This is a genomic window from Lysinibacillus sp. Bpr_S20 (assembly GCF_023337835.1).
GTDB lineage: Bacteria > Bacillota > Bacilli > Bacillales_A > Planococcaceae > Lysinibacillus.
The window spans coordinates 17101-42799 of record NZ_JALNLQ010000009.1; the positions used below are offsets into that span (position 1 = coordinate 17101).

Annotated in this window: 27 protein-coding genes; 25 read left to right on the forward strand and 2 right to left on the reverse strand. The window is 35.4% G+C overall.

The window, feature by feature from the left end:
- From MWJ95_RS18775 to MWJ95_RS18890, 24 genes are all read left to right on the forward strand, one after another.
- Entirely contained in the window at positions 1-1455 is a 1455-nt protein-coding gene (locus tag MWJ95_RS18775) for an aldehyde dehydrogenase family protein (RefSeq protein WP_249107031.1), read from the forward strand.
- Between the two features lie 4 nt (positions 1456-1459).
- Positions 1460-2728 (forward strand): NAD(P)/FAD-dependent oxidoreductase, encoded by a 1269-nt coding sequence (locus MWJ95_RS18780; protein WP_249106933.1) that lies wholly within the window; start codon positions 1460-1462, stop codon positions 2726-2728.
- Positions 2725-2997 (forward strand): (2Fe-2S)-binding protein, encoded by a 273-nt coding sequence (locus tag MWJ95_RS18785; RefSeq protein ID WP_249106934.1) that lies wholly within the window; start codon positions 2725-2727, stop codon positions 2995-2997. The genes MWJ95_RS18780 and MWJ95_RS18785 overlap by 4 nt, the downstream gene beginning before the upstream one ends.
- On the forward strand, positions 2997-3296 hold the full coding sequence (locus MWJ95_RS18790; RefSeq protein ID WP_249106935.1) for a (2Fe-2S)-binding protein: 300 nt from the start codon (positions 2997-2999) through the stop codon (positions 3294-3296). Before MWJ95_RS18785 ends, MWJ95_RS18790 begins: the two co-directional genes overlap by 1 nt.
- A gap of 1 nt (position 3297) precedes the next feature.
- Entirely contained in the window at positions 3298-4557 is a 1260-nt protein-coding gene (locus tag MWJ95_RS18795) for an NAD(P)/FAD-dependent oxidoreductase (protein ID WP_249106936.1), read from the forward strand.
- Entirely contained in the window at positions 4535-5002 is a 468-nt protein-coding gene (locus MWJ95_RS18800; protein WP_249106937.1) for a GNAT family N-acetyltransferase, read from the forward strand. Before MWJ95_RS18795 ends, MWJ95_RS18800 begins: the two co-directional genes overlap by 23 nt.
- A gap of 22 nt (positions 5003-5024) precedes the next feature.
- Positions 5025-5711 carry a CoA transferase subunit A gene (locus MWJ95_RS18805; protein WP_249106938.1) on the forward strand — a complete coding sequence of 229 codons (687 nt, stop codon included), beginning with the start codon at positions 5025-5027 and terminating at the stop codon, positions 5709-5711.
- Entirely contained in the window at positions 5708-6349 is a 642-nt protein-coding gene (locus tag MWJ95_RS18810; protein ID WP_249106939.1) for a 3-oxoacid CoA-transferase subunit B, read from the forward strand. The genes MWJ95_RS18805 and MWJ95_RS18810 overlap by 4 nt, the downstream gene beginning before the upstream one ends.
- A 64-nt stretch (positions 6350-6413) precedes the next feature.
- Positions 6414-6734 carry a DUF3870 domain-containing protein gene (locus MWJ95_RS18815; RefSeq protein ID WP_249106940.1) on the forward strand — a complete coding sequence of 107 codons (321 nt, stop codon included), beginning with the start codon at positions 6414-6416 and terminating at the stop codon, positions 6732-6734.
- Positions 6735-6871: 137 nt separating this feature from the next.
- Complete coding sequence (locus MWJ95_RS18820) at positions 6872-8062, forward strand: thiolase family protein (protein ID WP_249106941.1); 1191 nt, start codon at positions 6872-6874, stop codon at positions 8060-8062.
- 92 nt (positions 8063-8154) lie between these two features.
- Complete coding sequence (locus MWJ95_RS18825) at positions 8155-9630, forward strand: M81 family metallopeptidase (protein ID WP_249106942.1); 1476 nt, start codon at positions 8155-8157, stop codon at positions 9628-9630.
- Positions 9631-9752: 122 nt separating this feature from the next.
- Positions 9753-10178, forward strand: coding sequence for a 3-hydroxyacyl-ACP dehydratase FabZ (fabZ, locus tag MWJ95_RS18830; RefSeq protein ID WP_249075836.1), 426 nt, complete (start codon positions 9753-9755; stop codon positions 10176-10178).
- 293 nt (positions 10179-10471) lie between these two features.
- Positions 10472-10642: a hypothetical protein gene (locus MWJ95_RS18835; protein ID WP_249106943.1), complete on the forward strand. Its 171-nt coding sequence runs from the start codon at positions 10472-10474 to the stop codon at positions 10640-10642.
- Positions 10643-10735: 93 nt separating this feature from the next.
- Positions 10736-11497 (forward strand): glycosyltransferase, encoded by a 762-nt coding sequence (locus MWJ95_RS18840; protein WP_249075834.1) that lies wholly within the window; start codon positions 10736-10738, stop codon positions 11495-11497.
- A 232-nt stretch (positions 11498-11729) separates the two neighbouring features.
- On the forward strand, positions 11730-12425 hold the full coding sequence (gene vanR, locus MWJ95_RS18845) for a VanR-ABDEGLN family response regulator transcription factor (RefSeq protein ID WP_249075833.1): 696 nt from the start codon (positions 11730-11732) through the stop codon (positions 12423-12425).
- On the forward strand, positions 12358-13542 hold the full coding sequence (locus tag MWJ95_RS18850; RefSeq protein ID WP_249106944.1) for a sensor histidine kinase: 1185 nt from the start codon (positions 12358-12360) through the stop codon (positions 13540-13542). Before vanR ends, MWJ95_RS18850 begins: the two co-directional genes overlap by 68 nt.
- Before the next feature lie 88 nt (positions 13543-13630).
- Entirely contained in the window at positions 13631-14554 is a 924-nt protein-coding gene (locus MWJ95_RS18855) for a D-alanyl-D-alanine carboxypeptidase family protein (RefSeq protein ID WP_249075832.1), read from the forward strand.
- 194 nt (positions 14555-14748) lie between these two features.
- A complete protein-coding gene (locus tag MWJ95_RS18860; RefSeq protein WP_249075831.1) occupies positions 14749-15222 on the forward strand; it encodes a hydroxymyristoyl-ACP dehydratase in 474 nt (157 codons plus the stop codon).
- 130 nt (positions 15223-15352) lie between these two features.
- Positions 15353-16093: a polysaccharide deacetylase family protein gene (locus MWJ95_RS18865; RefSeq protein ID WP_249075830.1), complete on the forward strand. Its 741-nt coding sequence runs from the start codon at positions 15353-15355 to the stop codon at positions 16091-16093.
- 390 nt (positions 16094-16483) lie between these two features.
- On the forward strand, positions 16484-17248 hold the full coding sequence (locus MWJ95_RS18870) for a GNAT family N-acetyltransferase (RefSeq protein WP_249075829.1): 765 nt from the start codon (positions 16484-16486) through the stop codon (positions 17246-17248).
- Between the two features lie 209 nt (positions 17249-17457).
- Positions 17458-18192, forward strand: coding sequence for an N-acetylmuramoyl-L-alanine amidase (locus MWJ95_RS18875; RefSeq protein WP_249075828.1), 735 nt, complete (start codon positions 17458-17460; stop codon positions 18190-18192).
- Positions 18193-18543: 351 nt separating this feature from the next.
- On the forward strand, positions 18544-20049 hold the full coding sequence (locus MWJ95_RS18880; protein ID WP_249106945.1) for a lmo1851 family serine protease: 1506 nt from the start codon (positions 18544-18546) through the stop codon (positions 20047-20049).
- Between the two features lie 80 nt (positions 20050-20129).
- The gene (locus MWJ95_RS18885) at positions 20130-21032 is read left to right on the forward strand and encodes a CobW family GTP-binding protein (protein WP_249106946.1); all 903 of its coding nucleotides are present in this window, start codon (positions 20130-20132) and stop codon (positions 21030-21032) included.
- Between the two features lie 365 nt (positions 21033-21397).
- Entirely contained in the window at positions 21398-22096 is a 699-nt protein-coding gene (locus MWJ95_RS18890) for a CAP domain-containing protein (RefSeq protein WP_249075825.1), read from the forward strand.
- A 112-nt stretch (positions 22097-22208) separates the two neighbouring features.
- Here MWJ95_RS18890 and MWJ95_RS18895 read toward each other — a convergent pair whose 3' ends face one another.
- Complete coding sequence (locus MWJ95_RS18895; RefSeq protein ID WP_249106947.1) at positions 22209-23579, reverse strand: MATE family efflux transporter; 1371 nt, start codon at positions 23577-23579, stop codon at positions 22209-22211.
- Positions 23580-23884: 305 nt separating this feature from the next.
- On the opposite strand from MWJ95_RS18895, the gene MWJ95_RS18900 reads away from it, so the two are divergent.
- A complete protein-coding gene (locus MWJ95_RS18900) occupies positions 23885-24961 on the forward strand; it encodes an undecaprenyldiphospho-muramoylpentapeptide beta-N-acetylglucosaminyltransferase (RefSeq protein ID WP_249075823.1) in 1077 nt (358 codons plus the stop codon).
- A gap of 96 nt (positions 24962-25057) precedes the next feature.
- Here the strand turns inward: MWJ95_RS18900 and MWJ95_RS18905 are convergent, their stop codons facing one another.
- Positions 25058-25606: a GNAT family N-acetyltransferase gene (locus MWJ95_RS18905; RefSeq protein ID WP_249075822.1), complete on the reverse strand. Its 549-nt coding sequence runs from the start codon at positions 25604-25606 to the stop codon at positions 25058-25060.
- Between the last annotated feature and the right edge of the window lie 93 nt (positions 25607-25699).

Here is a 25699-nt window from a genome sequence, read left to right on the forward strand (position 1 = left end):
ATGCGAACTATGAAAAATGAACAATCTGCAACTATTTTAATTAATGGTGAATGGCACAAGACTGATAATGTAACCCCTTCTTTCAATCCTGCGACGAAAGAAATTATTGGTTACTTTTCTGAGGCAACAATTCATCATACTGAAGCTGCAATTAATAGTGCAAATCAGAGTTATTTACAATGGAGTAAATTTACCGCTGTACAACGGGCTCAAATATTAAAAAATATTGCAACTATATTATCAGAACGCAAAAATTCATTAGCCGAATTAATCACTATAGAAATGGGCAAGCCTTTACAAGAAGCATTAGGAGAAGTAGAGGTGGCAATTCAAACGGCAATATACTTTAGTGGTGAAGGTAAAAGAGCTATGGGGGAAGTCATTCCATCGATGATTCAAGGTCGTCATATCCATACTGTACGTACCTCTACAGGAGTTGTTGGTTGTATTACACCATGGAATTATCCAATCTCACTTGCTGCATATAAAATATTCTCAGCATTTATTGCAGGGAACACTGTAGTATGGAAACCTTCCCCTGAAGTAAACTGTACAGCAACACAATTTACTGCTTATATGGTTGAAAGTGGTTTACCACCAGGTATATTAAATTTGGTCACTTCAAGTTCTCTAGAGGTTGGTGAGTATATTGTTAGTCATAAAGATGTACCCTTACTGACTTTCACAGGTTCTACAAATGTAGGGATTAAAATTGCGCAAGAAGCTGCAAAACAATTAAAGCGTGTCACACTTGAATTAGGTGGTATTAATGCAGCTATTGTAATGAAAGATGCTGATATAGATTTAGCAGTTTCGCAGATTGTAGCCTCGGGTTATGGTACAAGTGGGCAACGCTGTACAGCGACAAGAAGAGTTTTCATAAATGAAAGTATTAAAGATTTTTTTCTAGAAAAATTAATCCAAGCGACTAGCAAGTTGACAATCGGAAATGGATTAAAAAATAGTACACAGGTCGGTCCGATTATTAATGAAACAAGTTTAAGACAAATCGATGGAGCAGTACAAAAAGCCATTGAAGAGGGCGCGAAACTTGTATTTGGTGGACACACTCTTATGGAAGATGAAGGATATTACTACGCTCCAACAATCTTAGATGACATTGAAACTACTTTTCAAATCGCACAAGAGGAAGTCTTTGGCCCAGTACTTTCAATTATCACCTTTAATAATTATGAGCAAGTTATCACTTGGAACAATGATACAAAATATGGACTTTCAACAGCTATCTTTACTAGTGATTTATCGATAGCTATGCGAGCGCAAAACGATATATCTAGCGGACTAGTGTACATCAATGCTGGTACAGCAAATGCAGAGCTAGGTGTCCCATTCGGTGGATTAAAAATGTCTGGAAATGGGCAACGTGAAGTTTCACATCACACGTTAGATTTCATGACAGAATGGAAATCAGTTTATATTAGCTATGGAGGATAATGCTATGTCCGATAATTTATTAACGATGTTAGCTCTCGACATTGAAAATGAAACGATCGAAGATGTCCATCGAGCAAAACTAGAAATAAATGCATTAGAACAATACTTAAATGAAGAGCGTTCATTATCTGAGAAAAAAAGTGTTCTCATTATTGGTGGTGGAATAATTGGTCTGCTAACAGGTTACTTTTTACAAGAAATTGGTTTTGAAGTAAGTATAGTCGAATCTAAATCATTTGCTGCAGCTGCCTCCGGTAGGAATGGCGGAGCAATTATGACATTAGGACGAGAGTTATCAGAAATTCCATATTCTTTAAATGCATTGAAAATATGGAGCGATTTAAGTGAAAAAGGTATTGAAACACACTTCAAAAAAAATGGACATTTGATGGTGGCTCGAAATGAGACCGAAGCAAATTTATTAAGAAAATCTTATGAGCTATATGTTCAAGCGGGAATACATGTCGAATTGTTAGACAATAGATCGATGAAAAAGTATGTTCCATTTTTAAGTGATGATATTTCATTAGGTATCTTTAGCCATGACGATGGATCAGCTTATCCATTCACAACTTCACAAAGTTTAATAAAAACTTTAAAGCAAGGTGGAGCTAAACTTCATAATCATTGTCATGTTGAAAAAATCATAACAGAAAAAAATAGAATCGTAGCTGTACAAACTCCAAAAGACAGTTTAGCAGCAGATTATTTCATCATCTCAACTGGTCCTTGGACTCAAAAAATCTGTAAAGAACTGAGTGAGCATATTCCAATCAGACCACGACGCTCTCAATTATTTGCAACAGAAATTGTTCGTCAAAACATTATTATACCTTTCTTTACAGGAAACGGAATTTACTTAAGACAAACACATGCTGGGAATATACTCTTTGGGGGAGGTGGCCCATGGGAATTAGACGGGTATGAATTAAACAATACAATGGAAGCCATCCAACTACAATCAGGACGTTTTTTAGAGCTATTTCCAAAATTAAAAAATAAAAAACTACTTCGCACATTTGCAGGAACAGTAGAGTTAACACCAGATTTCACACCTATAATGGGAAAATTAATGACACTTGAAAATGGTTTCGTATCAGCTGGTTACAATGGCCATGGTTTTGGCATATCGACGGTAATGGGCAAGCTAATGAGCGCGTATTTATATGACCATATACATCATATTGAGTTGAACGATGTGATAAAAGAAATGTTAAAAAAATTAAGTGTAGCTCGCTTTGAAAAAGTAAAAGAAACAGGTGATTTAATATGAAGGACGTTATTATATGTCGATGTGAGGAAGTTAGTTTAGAAGATATTGAAGTAGCGAAAGAAAACGGCTTAATAACATCTCAAGAAATAAAAATGGCGACACGTCTAGGTATGGGAATGTGCCAAGGAAGAATTTGTCGCACATTAATTGATGATTATATGTCTGATCAAATTCCAAAAGGTATGTTACAGCCTTCTAGCTTAACAGTACATGTCCCTGTGCGCCCTGTTTCACTTTGTCAGCTTGCGGTGAAGGAGGACAATGAATAATGCGAATTCAAAATCATCCTATTGTCACTATTTCACAGAAAAAACAAATCACATTTTATTTTAACGGACAAAAGTACATTGGACTTGATGGCGATACAATAGCAACTGCACTATGGGCGAATAATATCACAACCTTGAGACGTACGGAGAAAAATAATATGGGGCGCAGTCTATTTTGTGGTATTGGAAACTGTTTTGACTGTCGTGTGTATATTAAAAATCAAGGAATGGTTCGAGCATGTAATGTACCTATAGTTGAAGAGTTAGAAGTATTCTCGACTGATAGGGGGATTGAATAGTATGAAATATGATGTAGCTATCGTTGGAGGAGGGCCTGCTGGTTTACAGGCAGCTATAACACTAGCAAAAAGAGGGGTTTCTGTAGTTGTTATAGAAGAAAATAATATGCTAGGAGGCAAACTTTTAGGACAGTTACATGAGGAGAATAACTGTAAATGGTGGATTGGCAGAGACGTTGCAGAAAAGCTAATCAACGAAGCAAAAAGTTATAACAATATTACTTTCATTCTTGGTACACAAGTATGGAATATTGATGCAAATTATAAGCTTTATCTTTCTAAAGTGGATGGTTTAGACATCCTACCAATCGTGGAAGCTAATTATTTACTGTTAGCAACTGGAGCTATTGAAAAAGGGCTTCCTATCAAAGGTTGGACATTGCCTAAAGTGATTACTGCGGGTGGAGCGCAAGTACTTACTAATCAATATTTCGTTAAACCAGGAAATAGAGTAGCAATTATAGGTGCAGATATTCTTTCAATATCAATCGCTAGAGCTATGAAATTAGCTGGGGTAGATGTTGTAGGTATTTATTTACCTCCTAAAAACATGTTTTCTAAATCAATCTCAAATCCAAACATAGTCATGCAAAGTTTTAGCAAAGTGGGGAATCATGCTCCAAATGCATTTGTAAAAATGGGCACAAATTTAATAAAAAGTGATGTAGGGCGAAAGTTAGCGCATAAATTTTATCCACCTATCGGTATAAAAATGTGGGGCATCCCGATATTTCTTAATAAATGCATCAGTGAAATTCATGGCGCTCAAGAAGTAGAGTCCGTGAAAGTGCAAAATGTAACATTTGAAGGTGAACTTTTAAGTAAAACAAAAACGCTAAATGTAGACGCAGTATGTATTTCAGCGGGTTTAACACCTCAAACGGAACTATCAGTAATCTTGAATTGTGAATTTGCGGATATTGATGGATTAAGTGGCAAAGTACCTATTCATAATGAGATACTGGAAACAACAGTTAAGAACGTATTTGTAGCAGGAAATATTACAGGTATTGAAGGTGCTAAAGTTTGCATGGCACAAGGTCATGTTGCAGGATTAAGTATTTTAAACAAGATGAATAAATTGCTCCATTCGAATGAGCTTCAAACATCTATAGAACAATTAAAGAAAGTAAGAGAAACTTCTCCCATCCAATTTCACGCTAATATTTTTAATGGAAGAGAAAAAATGCAGTTGCAATGGGATAAATATTATCAAAAAGAGAGAGTGAGTGAAGGTTATGACAGCAACATATTATATTGAAGTTCCAAAAAAATTAAAAATTAATGAAATTGATATGATGATGGAACTTGAAAAAGATGCTTTTCCAGGAGTAGGTGCCGTTGATGAACAATGTCTTGTACCAATAACTCGATATGGAAAAATGGTTTGGTTTAAAGAAGAAGGTGATGATCGCCCTATCGCAGTTGGAGAATTAATGCGTAATTTTGATAATCCGGATGAAGCATACGTATTTGGTTATTATGTTCGTTCGGATCAACAAGGTAAAGGTATCGGAAAGAAATTCTTAGTAGAGCTTCTTGATTATATAAAAAAACAAGGTTTTAAACATGTAACATTGACTGTAAATACAGAGAATGTAGCAGCGATAAAACTTTATGAAGCGTTTGGTTTTGAAATTATTGAAACACGCGAAAATGAATTTGGTAAAGATGAGCATCGTTATTGTATGAAAAAGAAGCTTTGAGCTATTGGGTGGGGTGAATTGAATGAACAAGATAAAAAGTTCGGCCATAGAAGCACTTGATACTTTAAAAGATGGGGACACATTATTAGTTGGTGGCTTTGGTTTAATTGGAGCCCCTTTAACGATAATAGATGCTTTAAAAGAGAAAGAAGTAAGAAACTTGACTGTTGTCAGTAATAATTTAGGTGAGTCTGGTAAAGGGTTAGGTCTAATTCTTAATCAAAATAAGATTAAGAAAGTTATTGGTTCTTACTTCACAAGTAATAGGGATGTTGGTGTGAAGTATCAGAAAGGTGAGTTAGCAATTCAACTTTTACCTCAAGGTACAATGGCTGAGGCATTAAGAGCTGGTGGTGCAGGTATTGGTGGTTTCTATACTAAAACAGCTGTTGGAACAAAATTAGCAGAAGGTAAAGAGCAACGAGTCTTAGATAATGAAACGTATATCTTTGAACAATCTATTAAGGGCGATGTTGCATTAATTCGTGCTCACAAGGCAGATGAATTAGGGAATCTCACATACTATAAAACGGCTCGAAATTTTAATCCTCTAATGGCAACGGCTGCTAAATTCGTAATTGCGGAAGTGGATGAAATTGTCCCTGTAGGTTCTCTAAGCCCTGAAGAAATCATTACTCCGCATCTGTTCGTTGATGTAATTATAATTGCTAATAAAATTTTGACGAAAGAAGGTGTGAAGAGTCTGTGAATGAACAACAACTCATTGCTAGTCGTGTAGCTCAAGAAATAGTTGGGCCTGCAATTGTGAATTTGGGAATCGGCATTCCTACATTAGTATCAGAATATGTTAAAGATGATACGATTATTTTTCATACAGAAAACGGACTATTAGGTGTTACTGACATAGACCCTGACAATATTGACCCAAACCTAGTCAACGCAGGTAAATTACCTATTGGCGAAAAAAAGGGCTCTTCATTTTTTAATAGCGCCGATTCTTTTGCAATGATTCGTGGTGGGCATATCGACGTTGCCATATTAGGTGCCTTGCAAGTTGATCAAACAGGATTAATCGCTAACTGGGCTGTACCCGGCAAGACTATTTTAGGTGTTGGTGGCGCAATGGATTTGTTATCAGGAGCAAAACAAATTATTGTCGCTATGACCCATTGTTCTAAGGAAGGCAAAAGTAAGCTTGTAAAAGAATGTTCATATCCAATCACTTCAACAAGGTCCGTTGATATTATTGTTACAAATTTAGCGGTATTCCATGTGAAAGATCATGAATTATTTTTAGTCGATTTAATGCCGGGCGTGACATTAGAAATTGTACAACAACACACCGAAGCAATGTATAAAGTTGCACTTTCGCAAAACCAAGTATAAACACATAAATCAAATACAATTAGGTCGTACTTTGTACTATTTATCGTTGTTAGGGGGAGAGTATGTGAATGAAGCTAATACAGTGCTCGTAACTGGATATGCCAAAGCACCTCAAGGGACTTCAATGTATGAAATCTACAAGTATGCAGGGATTGTCCTAGAAATAGATAGAGAGAAACATATAATAGTAGAAGCGGAATTTACAGTAGTTACAGATCTTACACAAGCTTTCTTTAGAAGACTTTTAATAGGATATTGCTTAGCGGGAGGGTTAGACGACTTAATTGAGAAAATAAGGAGAAACTATTTTGCCCCTAGCCAGCAAGCAATAATTGTTGCTTTACAAGCAGCTGTACAACGTTATTGGGACAATGTTAAAGAATAATGTTGGATAGTTAAAAAAGTAAAGAAGTTCTTTTTACTGATCAAGAGTTGGAAAATATAGGTGTTTTTATGTAACTATATGTACAATACGTTAGTTCGGTTTTTATTTTAACTATATTTGTAGCAAGGAGGATATCTATGGTAGTTATAGTGAATGCATTTCGAACACCGATAGGTAAACTTGGAGGATCTTTAGCACAAACTTTGCCTGAAGATTTAGTTGCCCATGTTATGCAAAATAATTTATCTTCTGTTGGTTATGGGGAAGAGATTTTAGATGAAATTATTGTTGGACAAACGAAACAAAGCACTCACGCTCCGAATATCGCAAGGGTAGCAGCATTAAAAGCAAAATTCCCCGACACATTATCTGCATATACAGTACATCGTCAATGTGGTTCGGGAATGCAAGCTGTAATGAATGCTGCTATGGCAATTATGGCGAAACAAGCTGATGTAATACTCGCTGGTGGTGTAGAAAGCATGTCTCAAGCACCTTTCTATTTCATCTCAGATCGAACAAAAACATTAAACGGAAACCTTACTATTTATGACTCTAATATTGAAAGTCAAGCAAAATCTCAGCCAGAATCGATTTACGGTACATTTTCAATGGGAGAAACAGCAGAATGGTTGGCAGAAAGTTTCGACATTTCAAGAGAGGAACAAGATTATTTTGCTTACGAGAGTCAGAAAAAGGCAAAAGCAGCAATTGATAAAGGTGATTTTGAGAGTGAAATTGTCTCAATAGAAGTCAAAATAGGAAAAAAGAAAACTATTCATTTTGCTGTAGATGAACATCCGCGTCTATCTGATATCGATGTTTTAGCTAAATTGCAACCTGTATTTAAAAAAGACGGTAGCGTAACAGCGGGTAATGCCTCTGGACGTAACGATGGGGCTTCAATGTTGTTACTTATGGATGATGAAAAAGCAAATTTACTTGGATGTAAGCCACTTGCTAAAATTGTTTCATTTGCTGCAGTAGGCATTTCCCCAAAAGAAATGGGCCTTGGCCCTGTTCCAGCTATTGAACAGGCTTTAGAAAAGGCTGGATTAAAAATCCGTGATATAGATTTATTTGAAATTAATGAAGCTTTTGCTGCTCAAACATTAGCTTGCGCAAAACAATTATCTCTTCCTTTATCTAAACTTAATGTAAACGGTGGAGCTATTGCATTAGGACATCCTTTAGGTATGTCTGGTGCTAGAATCATAACAACTTTAGTTCACGCTCTAGAAAAGCGCAAATTACGTTATGGCGTAGCTGCTATATGTATAGCAGGTGGACAAGGATTGGCAATAGTTGTAGAAAGATATATTGAGTAAAAAACAAATGTGAAAATCTCGTTTGTTAGAAATTGAATGCTATAAACATACTTCCGTAAATTTTGTTTTATATATTGGAGGAGATTTAGGCTATGGTGAGAAGAATAGGTATTGGTATGTTTTATCACGAATCACATAGTTTTGTTCCATATAAAACTGATATTCCTCAATTTGAAAACTATGGATATTTTGAAGGTAGAGAACTAGTTCGAGAATTTCGCAACACAAAAACAGAGTTAGGTGGATTCATTGATGTTTTAGAACGAAATAATGATATTGAAATTGTACCATTGCTTTGCGCAGCAGCTATCCCATCAGGTATTGTTACGGCAAACGCTTACGCTCAAATTGAAAATCAAATGCTCACACTACTTCAGCAAGAAAAGCCATTGGACGGACTATTATTGGCTCTACATGGTGCTATGGTAGTAGAAGGATTACAAGATCCCGAAGAGCAATACATGAAAAAAATCAGAAGTATTATTGGAAATATTCCTATGGTTATTACCCTTGATATGCATGCTAACATCAAGGAAAGCTACTTAGATTTAGCTAATGTAGTCATTGGTTATAAAACTTACCCTCACATTGATATGTATGAAACTGGTGAAGTTGCAGCGAACGCTCTAATTAAATTACTTTCAGGGCAGCAATTCAAAGGTACAATGAAAAAACTCTTCTTAATGCCTCCCTCTATTAATATGAGAACATCCGAAGGACCGATGCATAAATTGATTGAACGTTCGAAAATATTGGAATCGAAAGAAGGGATTTTTAACATAACAATATTGGGGGGATTTCCCTATTCTGATGTTGCACATGTGGGAGCAGGTATTATTGTGACAGGAACAGAAGAAGAGATCATCAATCAAGCACTAGATAATCTGACAAGCTTATATTTGGACATTAAAGAAGAGTTCCTAGTAACTCTACCAACAACCAAAGAAGCGGTTTCACAGGCCATTCAACTTTTTGCAGATAAGCCAGTGGCGCTAGTTGATATTTCAGATAACCCACTAAGCTGTGGAAGCGCTGATACAACTGAACTTATGAAAGAAGTTTTAACGTTTAACATTAAGGATTGTTTAATAGGTGGAATTTACGATGTTGAAAGTATTGAAAAATGTAAGGAAGCGGGAATTGGATCTAAAGTCCAGTTACAATTAGGGGGAAAGGTTAATCCTCGATACGGACTTCCTGTTAACGTAATAGCAGATGTTATTGCTATTTCAGATGGTGTATTTTATAATTCGGGTCCTTTTCAGAAAAACTATCGTATGGACTTAAAGAATGCAGTGCATATTAAATGTGGAGATGTTGAGGTCTTATTAATAGGCACACCAATGTCTGCTAATGACCCAGAGATGTTCCGCCATATAGGAATAGAGCCCTCAGATAAAAAACTACTTGTCCTGAAAGCGAAAAACCATTTTAGAGCAGCATTCGAACCAATAGTGGGAGAAATTATTTATGTTGATGCACCTGGAGCAGCCTCAAATTATTTGAGAAACTTCCCATATAAAAATGTACCTACTTCGATTTGGCCACTTAATAAGCAAGACTACTAATACAAAATATATTAGTCACATCCATGTGAATGTGGCTTTTTTTGAAATCTGAACAAAAATATAGTACCAACTACTAAGAATTAATGATAGAATTAGGTGATAATATTTTTGGAGGTTTTTAGATGCTCGAAATTCAACAAATACAAGAAGTTTTAAGACATAGGTATCCTTTTCTGTTAGTAGATAGAGTATTAGAATTAGAAGAAGGAAAGAGAGCAGTTGCCATTAAAAATGTAACAATCAACGAAGAATTTTTTAATGGACATTTTCCTAATTATCCAGTGATGCCAGGTGTGTTAATTGTTGAAGCTTTAGCTCAAGTAAGTGCAATCATTATGCTTACAAAAGAAGGAAATCAAGGGAGACTTGGATTACTAGCTGGTATTGATAATTGCCGCTTTAAAAAACAGGTTAAACCTGGTGATCAACTGCGTCTTGAAGTAGAAATTACCCGCTTAAAAGGTGCCGTTGGTAAGGGACGTGGTATTGCAACGGTTGACGGAGAAATAGTTTGTGAGACAGAGCTAATCTTTGCATTTGGAAGCTAAACCGATACCATTTAAGAGCACTGCAATCATATATTGCAGTGTTTTTGTTTTGTGGATATTTCATATATTTGATGAATATACATGATAAATGGATTGCTTTTTGAGTGGAGGTGTTGACATGAACCATTCCTTAGTTCTTTATATAGCAACTTGTCTCATGCAGCTTATAATCCTCACGAACATCACATTATTAAACGGTCAATGGGATGGCATAGCATTATGGCTATGTACAGGTATATTTATTTTTTCATCCGTGATTTTCGCCTTAAGTAGATTAGATAAGAAGATTTCTAATGACTCATGAAGGGGATCCGAAATTAGAATCAAGAGTTGGTCATCATAAACCAACTCTTTTTTTGACCATTTATCTTCAAACAGCAGATGTTTTCGAAAACATAGCAACAGAAACAGCGAGCCCCACTCCTAATGATGGTGGCATCAATGTGATAATGGATGCAAAATAGACATAAAAAACCAAAAATAAAAAATTAAAGTAAATCTCTACAATGTATACTTAATTTAAAATAACGAGACTAATTATGAAGGGGAGATTTTATATGTCGGAAAATACACTATTTATAAAAGATGTTCCTGATAGAGATGTGAAATTTTCTATTATAATACCTGCTCATAATGAAGAAAATTATATTGGTGGGTGTTTAGAGTCAATAGCAAAGTCTGCACAACCTTATAAAAATCAAGTAGAAGTTATTGTCGTGCTAAATCGTTGTACGGATAAAACGAAAGAGATAGCACTGTCCTATAATTGCGTGACATTGGAAAATAATGATAAAAATTTATCCAAAATTAGAAATGCTGGAGCTGCGCTAGCAAAAGGTGAAATTCTAATTACAATTGATGCTGATACTCGAATGACAGAACACATGCTAACTGAGGTTGAAAAGCACTTAGCATCCAATCAATATATAGGAGGAGGTGTGAACGGACATTTTGAAAGAATGTCCTTGGGTATAGTAGTGTCTTCCATGTTATTAATTTTCCCCTTACTATTAAAGTATGGTTTTATCTCTGTAGGGATCTTTTGGTGCTATAAAAAAGACTTTCAAGCAATCAAAGGGTTTAACGAGAATATGCTAATGGCTGAAGATGCTGATTTTGCAAAGCGTTTAAAACAATGGGGCAAGAAGAACATGAAAAAATACGGAACAATTAAAAATGGAATGATTACTTCATGCAGACGATTTGACCATTACGGTGATTGGTTGTTACTGAAACGTCCTGATATGATTTTAGCTTATTTAAAAGGCACTAATGAGAAGGCTGCTAATGAAGCCTATTATGATGATCAAGCAAGGTAATGAAACCACCTTAATGACGTATATGTCAGCATACTAATTCTTTAAACCACTTCGTTATCAAACGAGTGGTTTTTTGTAATTCTTTAGATTTTCTTAAATAATAAGACTTTGCATGACAGTAAGTTTAACGGAATGATATGATGTTGGATGATTAGTAGAACCCTCTGGGAATATTGTTAAATCTAGGTTTTGAAGAAAAATGAATATTTGAATAAGGGTGGTGGTTATGAGTATGGATATAAATATTCTTGTAGTTGATGACGAAAAGGAAATTGCAGATTTAATTGAGCTTTATTTAAAAAATGAAAATTTTAATGTTTATAAATTCTATGATGCTCAGGAAGCGTTAGCGTGTATACACTCGATCAAATTGGATCTTGCTATTCTTGATGTAATGATGCCTGAAATCGATGGTTTTGAAATTTGCCGAAGAATTCGGGAACAATATCATTATCCGGTGATTATGTTAACAGCGAAAGAAGAGGAAATAGATAAAATAACGGGGCTTACTTTAGGAGCTGATGACTACATAACAAAACCATTTCGTCCATTGGAGGTTATTGCAAGGGTTAAGGCTCAAATTCGCAGATTTACCAAGTACAATCATCAGGGGATATTACAAAATGAAGCGATTATTGATTTTTCAGGCTTAATTTTAGAGCAAAAAACTCGAAAATGTATGTTAAATGAAAAACAACTGTCTCTTACTCCTACTGAGTTCTCCATATTGTGGTTTTTATGTGTAAATCGAGGGCGTGTCGTTTCATCAGAAGAACTATTTCAGGAAATATGGGGCGAGAAGTATTATAGCAGTAACAATACGGTAATGGTTCATATTAGGCATTTACGAGAAAAGATGAATGATTCCGCAGAGAACCCTAAATTCATTAAAACTGTCTGGGGAGTTGGATATACCATTGAAAAATGACTTTGGAAAGCTAAAAAGAACTATAATGCTTCAGATTTTGCTGATTTTAGTAATAGCATTGTTGGTTGGCTATTTTATAAGCTATGTGTTTATTGATGGTGTCTTACAAGCCCCTTTCGCAGATTGGTTTATTAGATTTTGTGAAAACGTGCTACAGCTTGACTATTATTCGGCACAGAGAGCCTATGGGATTTTATTTCAACAAAATAAGTCTTTTTGGTTAGCAATAGGCTTAATTATTTTGCTGTTAGTAATTTTTTATTTTGCACTTTCTCGATTTACGAAGTATTTTAACCAAATTGCCATAGGTGTTAATATGCTTTCAGAGGAATCGAATCAGGAAATAAGTCTTCCTTCTGAGTTAGATTTTATGGAGAAAAAATTAAATGATGCTAAAAATAAATTAGAAAAAAGGGCAAAGGATGCACAGGAGGCTGAGCAACGTAAAAATGATCTTGTAGTTTACTTAGCACATGATATTAAAACACCACTAACATCTATGATTGGTTACTTAAGTTTGTTGGATGAGGCAAAGGACATGCCTATAGAGCAAAAAGAAAAGTATGTGAAGATTTCATTAGAAAAATCATATAAGCTAGAACAATTGATTAATGAATTTTTTGAAATCACTAGATTTAACTTACAGACCATTATTCTAGATAAAGAATCCATTCATTTAAATTACATGTTAATGCAATTGGCAGATGAATTTTATCCCTTATTGGCCCCTAAAGGACAGCAAGCAATTGTGAAAATCGAGGGAGAAATAAAGGTTTTCGCGGATGCTAATAAAATAGCGAGGGTATTTAATAATATTTTAAAAAATGCCATAGCATATAGCGATGATAACAGTATAATTCATATTAGCGCACACCTTCAAAATGACCAGACAATTATTTCATTTACCAATAAGGGGAAAATAATTCCACCAGAAAAATTAAAGATGATTTTTGAAAAATTTTATCGTTTAGATTCCGCTAGGTCGACTCATTCAGGTGGTGCTGGGCTTGGTCTTGCAATTGCCAATGAAATAGTCCATGCTCATGGAGGAACAATATCAGCTTCAAGTAATGATGAAAAAACAGTTTTCACTGTTATGCTTCCAACAATTTCTTAAGAAACCTTAAGAATTCTATAATAGATTATTAAAAAAGAGCTCCTTCTTTTATGTTTCAATAGAGGCATAGAAAGAAGGAGTTGTTTTTATGTTTAAAATAAAAGGATTTTATAGCTTAATTTTACTGATGATTATTTTTCTGGTGTACATGTTTGTAAAAGAATATCCATTTCAACATTCTAAGCTAGAAATAGATAATACTCAGCTGGAAATGCCAAAGAAAAGTGAAATAAATGTTGATGTAAATTTACATAGCTCCAATGCTATATTAGTGAACTTAGACACAAATAAGATTTTACTGGACAAAGATAGTGACGAAATCATTTATCCTGCTTCTTTGACGAAGATCATGACGGTTTTAGTTGCCATTGAAAATATCCCGAATTTACAGGAAAAGATTTTACTTCCTAAAAGTATATTTAAGAATTTATATGAAGAAAATGCTTCTATGGCAGGCTTTCTTCCTAATGAGGAGGTAACAGCAGAGGATTTACTTTATGGTTCAATGCTACCTTCAGGTGCGGATGCTTCTATTGGCTTAGCCGATTACATAACTGGGTCGGAGAGTAAATTTGTAAAGTTAATGAACGAAAAAGCTAAACAGTTAGGGATGAAAAACACACATTTTACGAATGCAACAGGACTCCATCATCCTAATCATTATACGAGTGTGAAAGATATTTCGATACTTTTACAATATGCTTTAACCAATAACACCTTTCGAGATATCTATACAGCGGAAAGATACTCAATAAAGTCAACAAATCTTCATCCAGAGGGAATGACGGTGACGAGTCGAATGTTTAAAAATTTGAATGCTATTGAAAATACGAGAGGTGAAATAATTGGCGGCAAAACTGGCTACACAGAGCAAGCAGGATTATGTTTAGCAAGTTTAGCAACAATTAAAGGCGAGGAGTATATTCTAGTAACAGTAGGTGCTCAAGGTGATTCACGAACAGAGCAGTTTAATATTACGGATGCATTAGCTGTGTATCAACAACTTTACTAAGGAACTTTATGTATGTTTCCTGCAGTTATTAAACTTACAATAAAATTTCACCCAAAATAACATACTACCTTTCCATCCCTTCATATAATTTAAATATCTGAAAAATTTGGGTGACTATGTTTTGACTATAAAAGAGTTTTCTATTCTTAATAAGGTCATTAAATCAGGTAAACCAGTATGAGAGGATGAGGGGTTTGAAGCATCCCGGCACAAATGTTTTTGAAAATAAAGAGGAACTATTCATACCTGAAAAAGCATTAGATAAAGATTTTTGTGATCGATTAGTGAGAAAAATTCATAAAAATATACTGAATGAAAATATAACAAACGATGTTTATATGTCATATTTCGTGATTTTTGATCAACAATATAAATTGAAAGAAATTCGATATTTACTAGATGTTTTGAAATTGCAAGCAAATGAAATTATTCGATCTAAGCCGATTTATATTACATTGTGTGGTGTAATTTTATCATTGATCACAATAATTGCCTCAGCAATCAATATTAAATTGATGACTGGAATCTCACTTGTCCAAATCGTTGCTATAGCAGTTTTGAGTTTTAATTTAGCTGTATTGTTTATTTCTTATAAAATAGAAAAAGAATATAAAAAAATATACGAAGTCATTAAATTAATTGACTATTATTTAAGTTTTTATAAGTAGGTAAAAGGACAACCTTTAATGACAATTTGATTTAAAGAACTCACCGTAACAAAAAAATCAAAAAAGAGCATTTTTTTTAGCATTCCTCAAATAATAAGGTACTAAATATTTTATTTGAGGAAGTGAAAATTTGAAAAAACTCCTGTTTTTATTACCTATTTGCCTTTTAGCTGTCTCCTTTTTTAATGTGAAAGTCGGTGCAGAGAAATATGAAAATAAAGGAAGGAAGTATTATGAAGAAGCGGGGCAAATTGTCTGGGAGATCAATACGGATGAAAAAATTGTTGCCCTTACTTTCGATGATGGACCACATCGGAAGTACACATCTCAGATTTTAGATTTATTAGCCAAATATAATGCGAAAGCTACTTTTTTTATTGTTGGTCAAAATGCGCAAAAGAATCCAGAGGTAATATCAAGAATGTATAAGGAAGGTCATGAACTAGCCAACCATACATTTTCGCATCCTTTAAGGACGAATGTTCCGAATTTACTAAAGGAAATAAATCAAACGAATGACGTCATTCAGAACATCACAGGATTTAAGCCTACTTTATTTCGCCCAGTAGAAGGGCAGTATTCAGATGCAATGATTGAAGCGATTGCTAAAGAAGGCTATAAAGTTGTTATGTGGTCATGGCATTTAGATACTTTAGATTGGAGAAGTCCAGGAACTACTAGAATTGTTAACACTGTGCTAAACGGTGTCAAAGAAGGAAATATCGTTCTTTTTCATGATGGAGGCGGAAACCGTCATCAAACTGTGCAAGCGATGGAAAAAATAATTCCTGAACTTGAAAGGCAAGGATATCGATTTGTCACAGTTTCTGAATTACTCGAAGCGCAGAGGAAAAAAGTCAAAAACAAATAAATTTCCATATTATTTAAAATAAAAAAATTTGTACTTTTACATTGTTTTTTTGTGCTATATTTCAAAATTTCAAAAAAATAATTGTTAAAAATTTATAAATTATTTTTCATATTGAAATCAGGCTAAAGATGTAAATAGCCTGATTTTTTGTTTTCTAGGAATGATTTTTAATAGTACAAATACTATGAAGATTTGTTGATTGTAGTGGAGACTGACGCCCCCAGGAAGCTTTGCTCTGTAGCGAAAGCTAAGCTGCAGGGGGCAATGTTCTATCTGTGCGAAAGCGAAGCGTCAGCTACGAAGCGCTCAGTCGGAACGGAAATCAACCATACGTTATATTTATAATTCAAAAAGGGGTATAATCACCCTAATGAATAGGGGGGGATAGTATTGTCGTGTAATGTTGAATTAGTAGAATATAATAATGAACTTATAGAGGGAATGGGGAGTTTTTGTCTTAGGAGTAAGAAGAAATCAAGCGGATATTTAAATAAGAACAAATGGCTGAACAATAGATTTGAAGAGGGCTTGAAATATGTGCAAGTAATCGACAATAAAAAACAAGTAGGGTTTATTGAATATACAGAAGCTGAATTTTCATCTAGAGTGGTTCATGCGGATGGTTATTTAGTGATTCATTGTTTATGGGTAAGTGAAGTTGGGAAAGGGTACGGCACACGATTATTGAGTAAATGTATAGAGGATGCAAAAAAAACAAGCAAAAAAGGTATTGTTGTCATTACAAATTCAAAAACGTCTTGGGCGCCAAGTAAAGAGATTTTTTTGAATAATGGTTTTCAACTTATTGATACAGCACCATATGATTTTGAATTACTTGTTTACTCTTTAAGCAGCGAAGCCGAACAACCATATTTTCCGAATGATTGGGAAGAAAGATTAAAAAAATTTAACGGCTTAACGGTTTTACGTTCATTCCAATGTCCATATGTTGAAATTGCAACTGAAAATATTATAGCTGCTGCAAATAAATTGACTATACCAGTTGAACTTATTGAACTTAAAGATAGAGAAGAGTTGATGGAACTATCACCAACCCCTTACGGTATTTTTTCTGTTATTTATAAGGGGCAACTTCTTACTTTTCATCGACTAACAATACACTCTGTATTTAAAAAAATAAAAGCAATTATGTAAAAATACACCGTATAAAGTAAACAAACTTATATGGATTTTGTTAGAAAACTGTGGGGATTAATGCTTATAAAGACATAGAAAGAAGTTACCAAAGGGTCATATTATAGAGAGAAATAAATATTTATCTTTGATTCTTGTATGAAAAAATCGTTTGATTACAAGGTCAATGATAGGTTTTTTTATATGACAAAAGGAAGGAGGGTAAACCTTTGGTAACAATTCGCCAAAAACTAGTGCCAACTTCGCAAGCATTAAAAATGACAAATGGTAAAAATAATGCAAAAAAATATCTTGTCGTTCATGAAACGGATAATACTAGCGTTGGAGCTGATGCTGACGCTCATGCTCGTCTACAGATAAACGGCAACAGTAGGGAAGCTAGCTGGCATTGGCAAGTAGATGATCAGGAAGCTGTACAATCATTTGAACATTTTTGGGAGTGTTGGGCGACAGGGACTTATGTCGGAAATAGCCAAGGTATTCAAGTGGAAATTTGCGTAAATAGTGATGGGAATTATTTAAAAGCTGTCGAAAATGCGGCTAGTCTTATCGCAAAAATTATAAAAGATGAAAAAATTACAGTTCAAAATATTGTGCAACACAATCATTTTAGTGGGAAAAATTGCCCCCGTAATATACGGGCTGGAAAAGTATCTTGGACTCAATTCATGGACATGGTTAAAAAAGCTGGAGATGTTCAAATTCCTCCAGTAGAAACGCGCAAGTATCGTATTTTAACCGGAACGTATAGTACGCTTAAAGCAGCGGAAAGTGCAGCGCAGGTGATGAAAAAATCATTTGGCTGGCTTGTTTATATTGAGAAGGATGATCCATATTATCGAATAAAAACAGGCACTTTTACAGGGATTAATGCAGCAAAAAATGCAGAGATTAAAATAAAAAATGCTAAATTGGCGCAAGTTACGTATATTAAAGATGCATAAGAAGTTAATTTCTAATATACTTGAGGATTTTAGTTGACTGCATGGATGAAACGGGTAAAATAGAAAAGCAGTACCATTATATACCTTCAACTTAGCAGATCATAAAGGTGCCTTTAGAAAAGTGCTTCAAAGGTACCTTTACTTTTACAAAATCTAAGGCAATCACATCTACATAGAATAATGTACTTAACAATAAAATGTTTAAGAAATGCTGGATTTTAGGAAGATTGTTGTAGGACAAGATTTGTCGTGAAATTTTGACAGTCTTTTTCTTTTCGTCTTCCCTATAACCTGTTAAGATGGTAATAGTGTGACAACAAGTTAGTGTATATGAGAGTGGTGACAATCAAGATGGATGAACAGAAAAAAGATAGTATCGAACAGCAGCCAGAACAAACACCACCTGCTGGGGTCAAACCAGCAGGACGTTTTATACAAATGAAACCGTTTAAATTTATCATGCTGATGTTCTTTACAATCCTTATTACGGCAGGCTTAACGATATTTGCGTTAACATTCGGAGATAAGAAAGCAGTTGAAGTGAAAGTACCGAAAGGACGTCCGGAATTTTCAAAATTGTACGAAGCCTATGATTTGCTTAAAAAAAACTATTACAAAGATATCGACGATGCGAAAGTGGTCGATGGTGCTATTAATGGTATGTTTGACGCTTTAGGTGATCCGTATTCTGATTTCTTAGTGAAGGAAGAAGCAGATCAATTAAATTCTACTTTATCTTCTAGTTTCCAAGGAATTGGTGCGGAAATACAAGAGCGTAACGGTGCTATTACAGTTGTGTCACCTATTAAAAATTCACCCGCTGAAAAGGCTGGGCTATTACCGAAAGATATTATCTTAACTGTTGATGGGAAAAGTATCCATGGGTTAAGTGCATCTGAAGCGGTTGCACGTATTCGTGGTGAAAAGGGAACACCTGTAAAATTAACCGTGAAACGAGAAGGAAATGCTGAACCTCTTAATATGACGATTGTCCGTGATGAAATTCCGGTTGAAACGGTTTACGGGGAAATGCTTAAAGACGGTATCGCCCATATCCAAATTACGTCATTTAGTGAAAATACAGCAAAAGAATTTGAAAAAATTCTTTCTGACTACGAAGGTAAAGACTTAAAAGGTATCGTATTAGATGTACGACAAAATCCGGGTGGCTTCTTAACTGACGCAATCGAAATTTCGAATTTATTTGTTCCGGAAGGTAAACCGATTGTACAAGTGCAACAAAAAAACGGAGAGCCGGAAATTACAAAAGCTACTGCTGGTAAAAAATATAATGTTCCAGTGACAGTGCTAGTCGATAGTGGTAGTGCTTCTGCTTCTGAAATATTAGCAGGTGCACTAAAAGAATCTGCCGGTGCTAAAATTGTGGGTGAAACTTCGTTTGGTAAAGGTACAGTGCAAAATATCACGCCATTAAAAGATGGCTCTAACCTTAAATTTACAACAGCTAAATGGCTAACACCAAATGGTAACTGGATTCATGAAAAAGGTATAGCTCCAGATGTTAAAGTGTCATACCCATCTTATGCATCATTACCTTATTTAGATCCATCAATTGAAATGAAAACGGGCGTGCAGTCAAACTCTGTAAAAGCGGCACAAGAGATGCTAGAAGTTCTAGGATATGAGCCTGGGAAGGTAGACGCTATTTTTGATCAAAATACAGAACGTGCAGTGAAAAAACTGCAAGCTGCAAATAAACTAGAAGAAACTGGTGTTTTAACTGGCGATACAACGTATGCTTTAATGGAAGCATTACGTGCTAAAATAAAAGCAGAGGATCCTCAATTGTTAAAAGCAAAAGAACTGCTTACGAGTACACCAGCAAAAACAGAGTAAACTCAAACTAACAAAGTAGCTGTTGCATCAGGCGTCTCTAATGGCCTTTTGCGACAGCTTTTTATATGGAGGGAATAAATATGAAGGACGTATACTTATTTAGTGGCTTTTTAGGTAGCGGGAAAACATCCATGCTAACAGATGTTATTCGACAATTAAAAGAAAAAAATTTAAAGCCTGCAGTCATTATGAATGAGCTTGGCAAGCTACCATTTGACTCACAGGCTGTGGAAAAGGATATTCCACTCAAGGAAATGCTAGAGGGTTGCATTTGCTGTTCTGGCGCCGAAAAAACAGAGGCACAAATTCAATCTCTTCTATTAGATAGTGACTTTGATGTCCTAATTATTGAAACAACAGGTGCTGCACATCCTGTTGAAGCATTAGATGCCGTGTATTCACCGTTATTTGCGGAAAAGCTAAATGTCAAAGGAATTATCACGGTTGCCGACTCAAAGCTGTGGTTAAATCGAGAGACGTTAACACCGCAAGTACGCTCTTTATTTATGGAACAAATCCGTCACGCGCATTTATTGCTAGCTAACAAAACGGATTTATTAACAGAGGCAGAGCAGGCAAGGGTTGTTTATGAGCTACAAGGCTTTAATCCTCATGCCTTTATTTTGCAAACGACGAATGGGCGAGTACCGTTACATTTATTAGAAGGGTTAAAGGCAACAGCTCAGGTGGATCAACAAGATGTTATAAAGGCTCCAATCGCATCAATGAATCTCGGTTCACGATTAGTTGAATTTAAGGACGTTGATTTTACACAGGAGCAATTTGAGGATTGGGTACGTACATTGCCTGAAACTGTATATCGAATGAAAGGCTATGTGCCCATTGAAGGTATCAAAAATCCCATGCTGTTTCAATATGCGTATGGCATGGTCCAATGGCTTCCAGAGTACGTAAAAATGCCCGCAAAACTCGTTATCATTGGTGAAAATGTAAGTAACTTAAACATAATAGGTCTTCATTAAAAAATAGGCTTCTCTATATGGACATATAAATCTGCAGATTTCTACTTGTAAGACACGAATGTTTCTGTCGTCTTATAAAAGTTGTAATCAATGCAGATTTTTTTTGATAAGTGAAATAGAGGGAACTTGTTTTTGTATGAAACTTTCTATGAGAATGTTGAAAATAGTTGCTAGTTTTTTAGAGGTGTCAACCCTATTTGTAACGTAAGTATTTCATAGGCTGGTGAAACTTGCTAAAAATTATTGTTAACAATCCTCTATTTGATGCGAATTTATTTCTCTGATGGTGTTGTTAGCAAATGCTGGCAAGAAATTTATTAAATTTGTACTTTACGATTGGTTGCAGAGAAGGAGGAATTGCAAAAATGAAAAAAACACTAACTGCAATTTGTGCAACATTTTTATTAGCAGCTCCAATTCAAATGGCTTCCGCTGCAGCAAATACTACAGAGGGGAACACAACTACAGACTGTAATAAAGTTTATAATTATAAATGGTCAAATCAATGGTCAAACCAATGGCCAAATCATAAGTGGTTTGTAAATCAACCACAAACACAAGCACCATCAAAAGAAACACAAGCACCAGAAAATAATCAAGCAACAAATAACAATACACAAACAACTCAAAAAGATAATACAACAACTGCACCAACTCAATCTACACCATCAACAACTACTTCAGATGTGAATGCTTTTGAGCAAGAGGTAGTAAAATTAACGAATGCTGAACGTACAAAAGCTGGTTTAGCACCTTTTAAAACGGATGCTCAATTGATGGCAGCTGCTCGTGAAAAATCACAAGATATGCAATCTAAAAACTATTTTTCACACACAAGCCCAACTTTCGGTTCACCATTTGATCGAATGAAAGCTTTAGGTATTACGTATAAGAGTGCAGGTGAAAATATTGCACAGGGTCAACGTACACCTCAAGAAGTAGTACAAGGTTGGATGAATTCACCTGGTCACCGTGCGAATATTTTAAATGAGAAATTTACGCATATTGGTGTCGGCTATGTGAAATCAGGCAACTACTGGACACAACAATTTATCCAAAAATAATAATAGCTTCATTGAAGATAGGATGTCTACTAAGTTGTAAAAAACTTAGTGGGCATCTTTTTTTATGTAAAAAAGTTTACTTCTATAATAAAAAAGCAAACTAGAACGAAGTCTAGTTTGCTATTGTTGTTTTGGTTGTCCTAGAATATCTTTTTTGAACAAGTAATAAACGTATTAATAAAGTAATCGCTCCGGTTGTCAGACCTGCTACAAGCCCAATCCAGTAACCAAAAGGTCCCAAGTTTGTATGAGTGGCAATTACATACCCGACAGGCAAGCCGATCACCCAATACGAAATGATGGCCATAATAAAGGTTATTGTAACATCCTTATAACCTCGCAAAGCTCCTTGTACAGGTGCTTGGATAGCATCAGAAAGCTGGAAAATGGCGGCGTAAATTAAAAAATGAACGGCGTATTCTAGCACTTTACCATCGTTCGTATACATATTTGCAACAGGCTCACGAAGGATAAACAGGATACAAGCTGAAATAAAGCTAAATAAAATCGCGGTGCCAACACATAAATAGCTATAGAGTTTTGCATCGTGCATTCTGCCAGCGCCTATTTCAAAACCTACTAATATCGTAACGCCCATCGAAATACTAAGAGGTACCATATATAGGAGGGAAGTAAAATTTAAAGCAATTTGATGAGCTGCGATAATTGCTGTACTAAAGTTACTCATCATCATCGTCACAGCAGAAAAAATACTTGTTTCTGCAAATAAGGATATGCCAATCGGAACACCAATGATTAAAATTTCCTTCCAACGAAGCCACTCTAATTTTGGCCAGTCATGGAATAGGCGGAAGCGTTCAAAGGGCACGCGTTTAGCAATAATCCAAACTGTGATAAAGAAAACTAGCCAGTATGTAATCGCTGTTGCAACGCCTGCACCGATTCCGCCAAGCTCGGGTGCACCAAACTTGCCAAAAATAAAAATATAATTCAGCACAATATTTATGGGCGTTGTTAGTAAAGTAATAATCATCGTTACGCGAGTTTGTCCTAGTGCATCGATAAAACAGCGCATGACAAAAAATAAAAAGAGTGGTAAAAGACCAGCGCACATTGCGTGAATATATGATTTAGCAATAGTATGTACAGATGCTTCTAAATTCATTTTTCCAAGAATCCAATCCATTCCGACTAGTAATACTATAAAAATAAGTACCGCTAGTAAAATGGCTACATAGATTCCTTGCTGAACAGCCTTCTTTGCTTCTATCTCTTTTTTAGCTCCAACAAGTTGTGAGACAATCGGTGTGATCGCAAGAAGAATGCCAGATAACCCTATATAAATAGGCATCCAAATAGATGAGCCTATTGACACTCCGGCTAAGTCTGCGGTACCGTAGCGACTCGACATTAAAATATCAAAGAAAGAAATAAGATAAATTGCGACTTGCGTGACTAAAATGGGAACGATAATTTTCAATATCAATGCATATTTTTCTTTTAAACTAGTGGTTTGTTTCATAGTGTATATCTTCCTTCATTAACATAATTAATTAGTATATCATACAAAATGGAGGGAAATTGAAAAATAATTGCGTCCGAAGGTATTAGACCAACAAATGTTTACTGTGCGAAAGCGAAGCGACAGCAACTGCACATTGTTAGTCACGAAGGATGTGAAGTTCTTAGCATGAGTTCCTTAATTTCAGCAGATGTTTAGAGGCCTACTGAAGAAAGTTAAAAGCTTCATCTATATCTTTTCGTTCGCATATAGTAAAATAAAAGACTGTAAACAAAAAGTAGTATGGTAGGAATAGGAGAATTAATGTGAAACAACAAACAATCATTTTAACCGGTGGAGGGACAGCTGGTCATGTATCGCTCAATCAAGCGATAATCCCGTCTTTACAAGAACTAGGTTATGATGTCCACTATATTGGCTCAGAACAGGGCATTGAAAAAGAATTAATAGGCGAGGCGTTTCCTGATATTCCGTTTTACGGTATTTCAAGTGGGAAATTGCGTCGTTATTTCTCAATGAAAAATTTTACAGATCCTTTTAAAGTGCTTGCTGGAATTATGCAGGCTTTTCGTATTATCAAAAAAGTGAAGCCACAAGTGATTTTTTCAAAGGGTGGCTTTGTTTCAGTACCAGTAGTTATGGCTGCAAAACTTGCAGGTGTTCCAGTAGTCATTCATGAGTCAGATGTTACACCGGGCTTGGCCAATAAAATTGCGCTACCTTTTGCCTCACACATCTTTACGATTTTTGAAGAAACATTGCAGCACTTACCGAAAGAAAAGGCCACATGCACAGGCTCCATTATTCGCCAAGAGCTATTTATGGGAAATCGTGCCGAAGGGTTATCGGTATGTGGCTTTACAACATTAAAGCCTGTTCTTCTTGTTATGGGAGGGAGTCTAGGTTCAGTTGTCTTGAATGATGCACTTCGTCAAAATTTACCTGAGCTTGTAAAACAATTTCAGATCATTCATTTGTGTGGTAAAGGGAATTATGACGAATCACTTGAATCGATGCACGGTTATAAGCAGTTTGAATATGTGACAACAGAATTACCGGATTTATTGCATGCGGCAGACTTTGTCGTGTCACGTGCAGGCTCTAATTCCATTTTTGAATTCCTAGCACTTCATAAACCGATGTTATTAGTGCCATTATCTGCACAAAAAAGTCGTGGTGATCAAATTTTAAATGCCAACTTATTTAAACGCCAAGGGTACGCGGAAGTCTTACAAGAGGAAGAGTTAACGAAGGAATCCTTTAAAAAATCGGTTCATGTGCTAACAGAGCGCAAAGTAGAAATGGTTGCAACGATGGAAAAAACACAAAGACCGAAAACACCAGATGAAATGGCGAAATTGATTTTACAATATAAAAAATAGACTCTTTTTAGCTAAAAAATCTAGGGAAGTCCAAAAATAAAAGCTATGTGCCTGTCATGACGACAGAACACATAGCTTATTTTTATGAAATAACAGTTACATCGCTTGTTCTTCGCCTTCTGCCATTTGATTGGCTGTTGTAAGATAGAACAAGTCTTTTGGAATTTTATATAAATTAAATTGTGCTTCGCCTTTATTAACTTGTGCTAATAATGTTGGGTGACTTTCATTCGCACTTATCACATAGGGTAGTTTTAAGGCTGCACGTTGTGATTTTATATTTTCAATACGAATACGGAGAAATACCGTATGGAAGTTATAATCAAAGAATAGTTCATTCAGAAAAAGCATTTTAGCTTTTTGGTTATAGCCCTGACCTTGGTAAGGGAGTCCAATCCACGTTCCTAAAAAGCCTGCACCATCCTCCACATCATGAATGCTAATGGTGCCGATTGGTTGACCCCAGTCATCAGTAATTGTTCTAGAAATAGCGAGTCCCTTCGATTCTTCTTCAATCAGTTGTTTTGTCATAAACCAATATTCATCAGCTGATGTGGCTTTTTGACGGACAAAAGGGAAAACAGAAGGGTGTGATAATAGCTCATAAAGCTCTGTACATTCATGTAGGTCTCGATGTTTAAGCATACGAAACGCCTCCTTTACTAGGGTAGTTAAAACAATTCCTTTAAAGCATAAAGAAGAAAACTAAAATTCGTACTGGAATTAAAACCCAAAGAA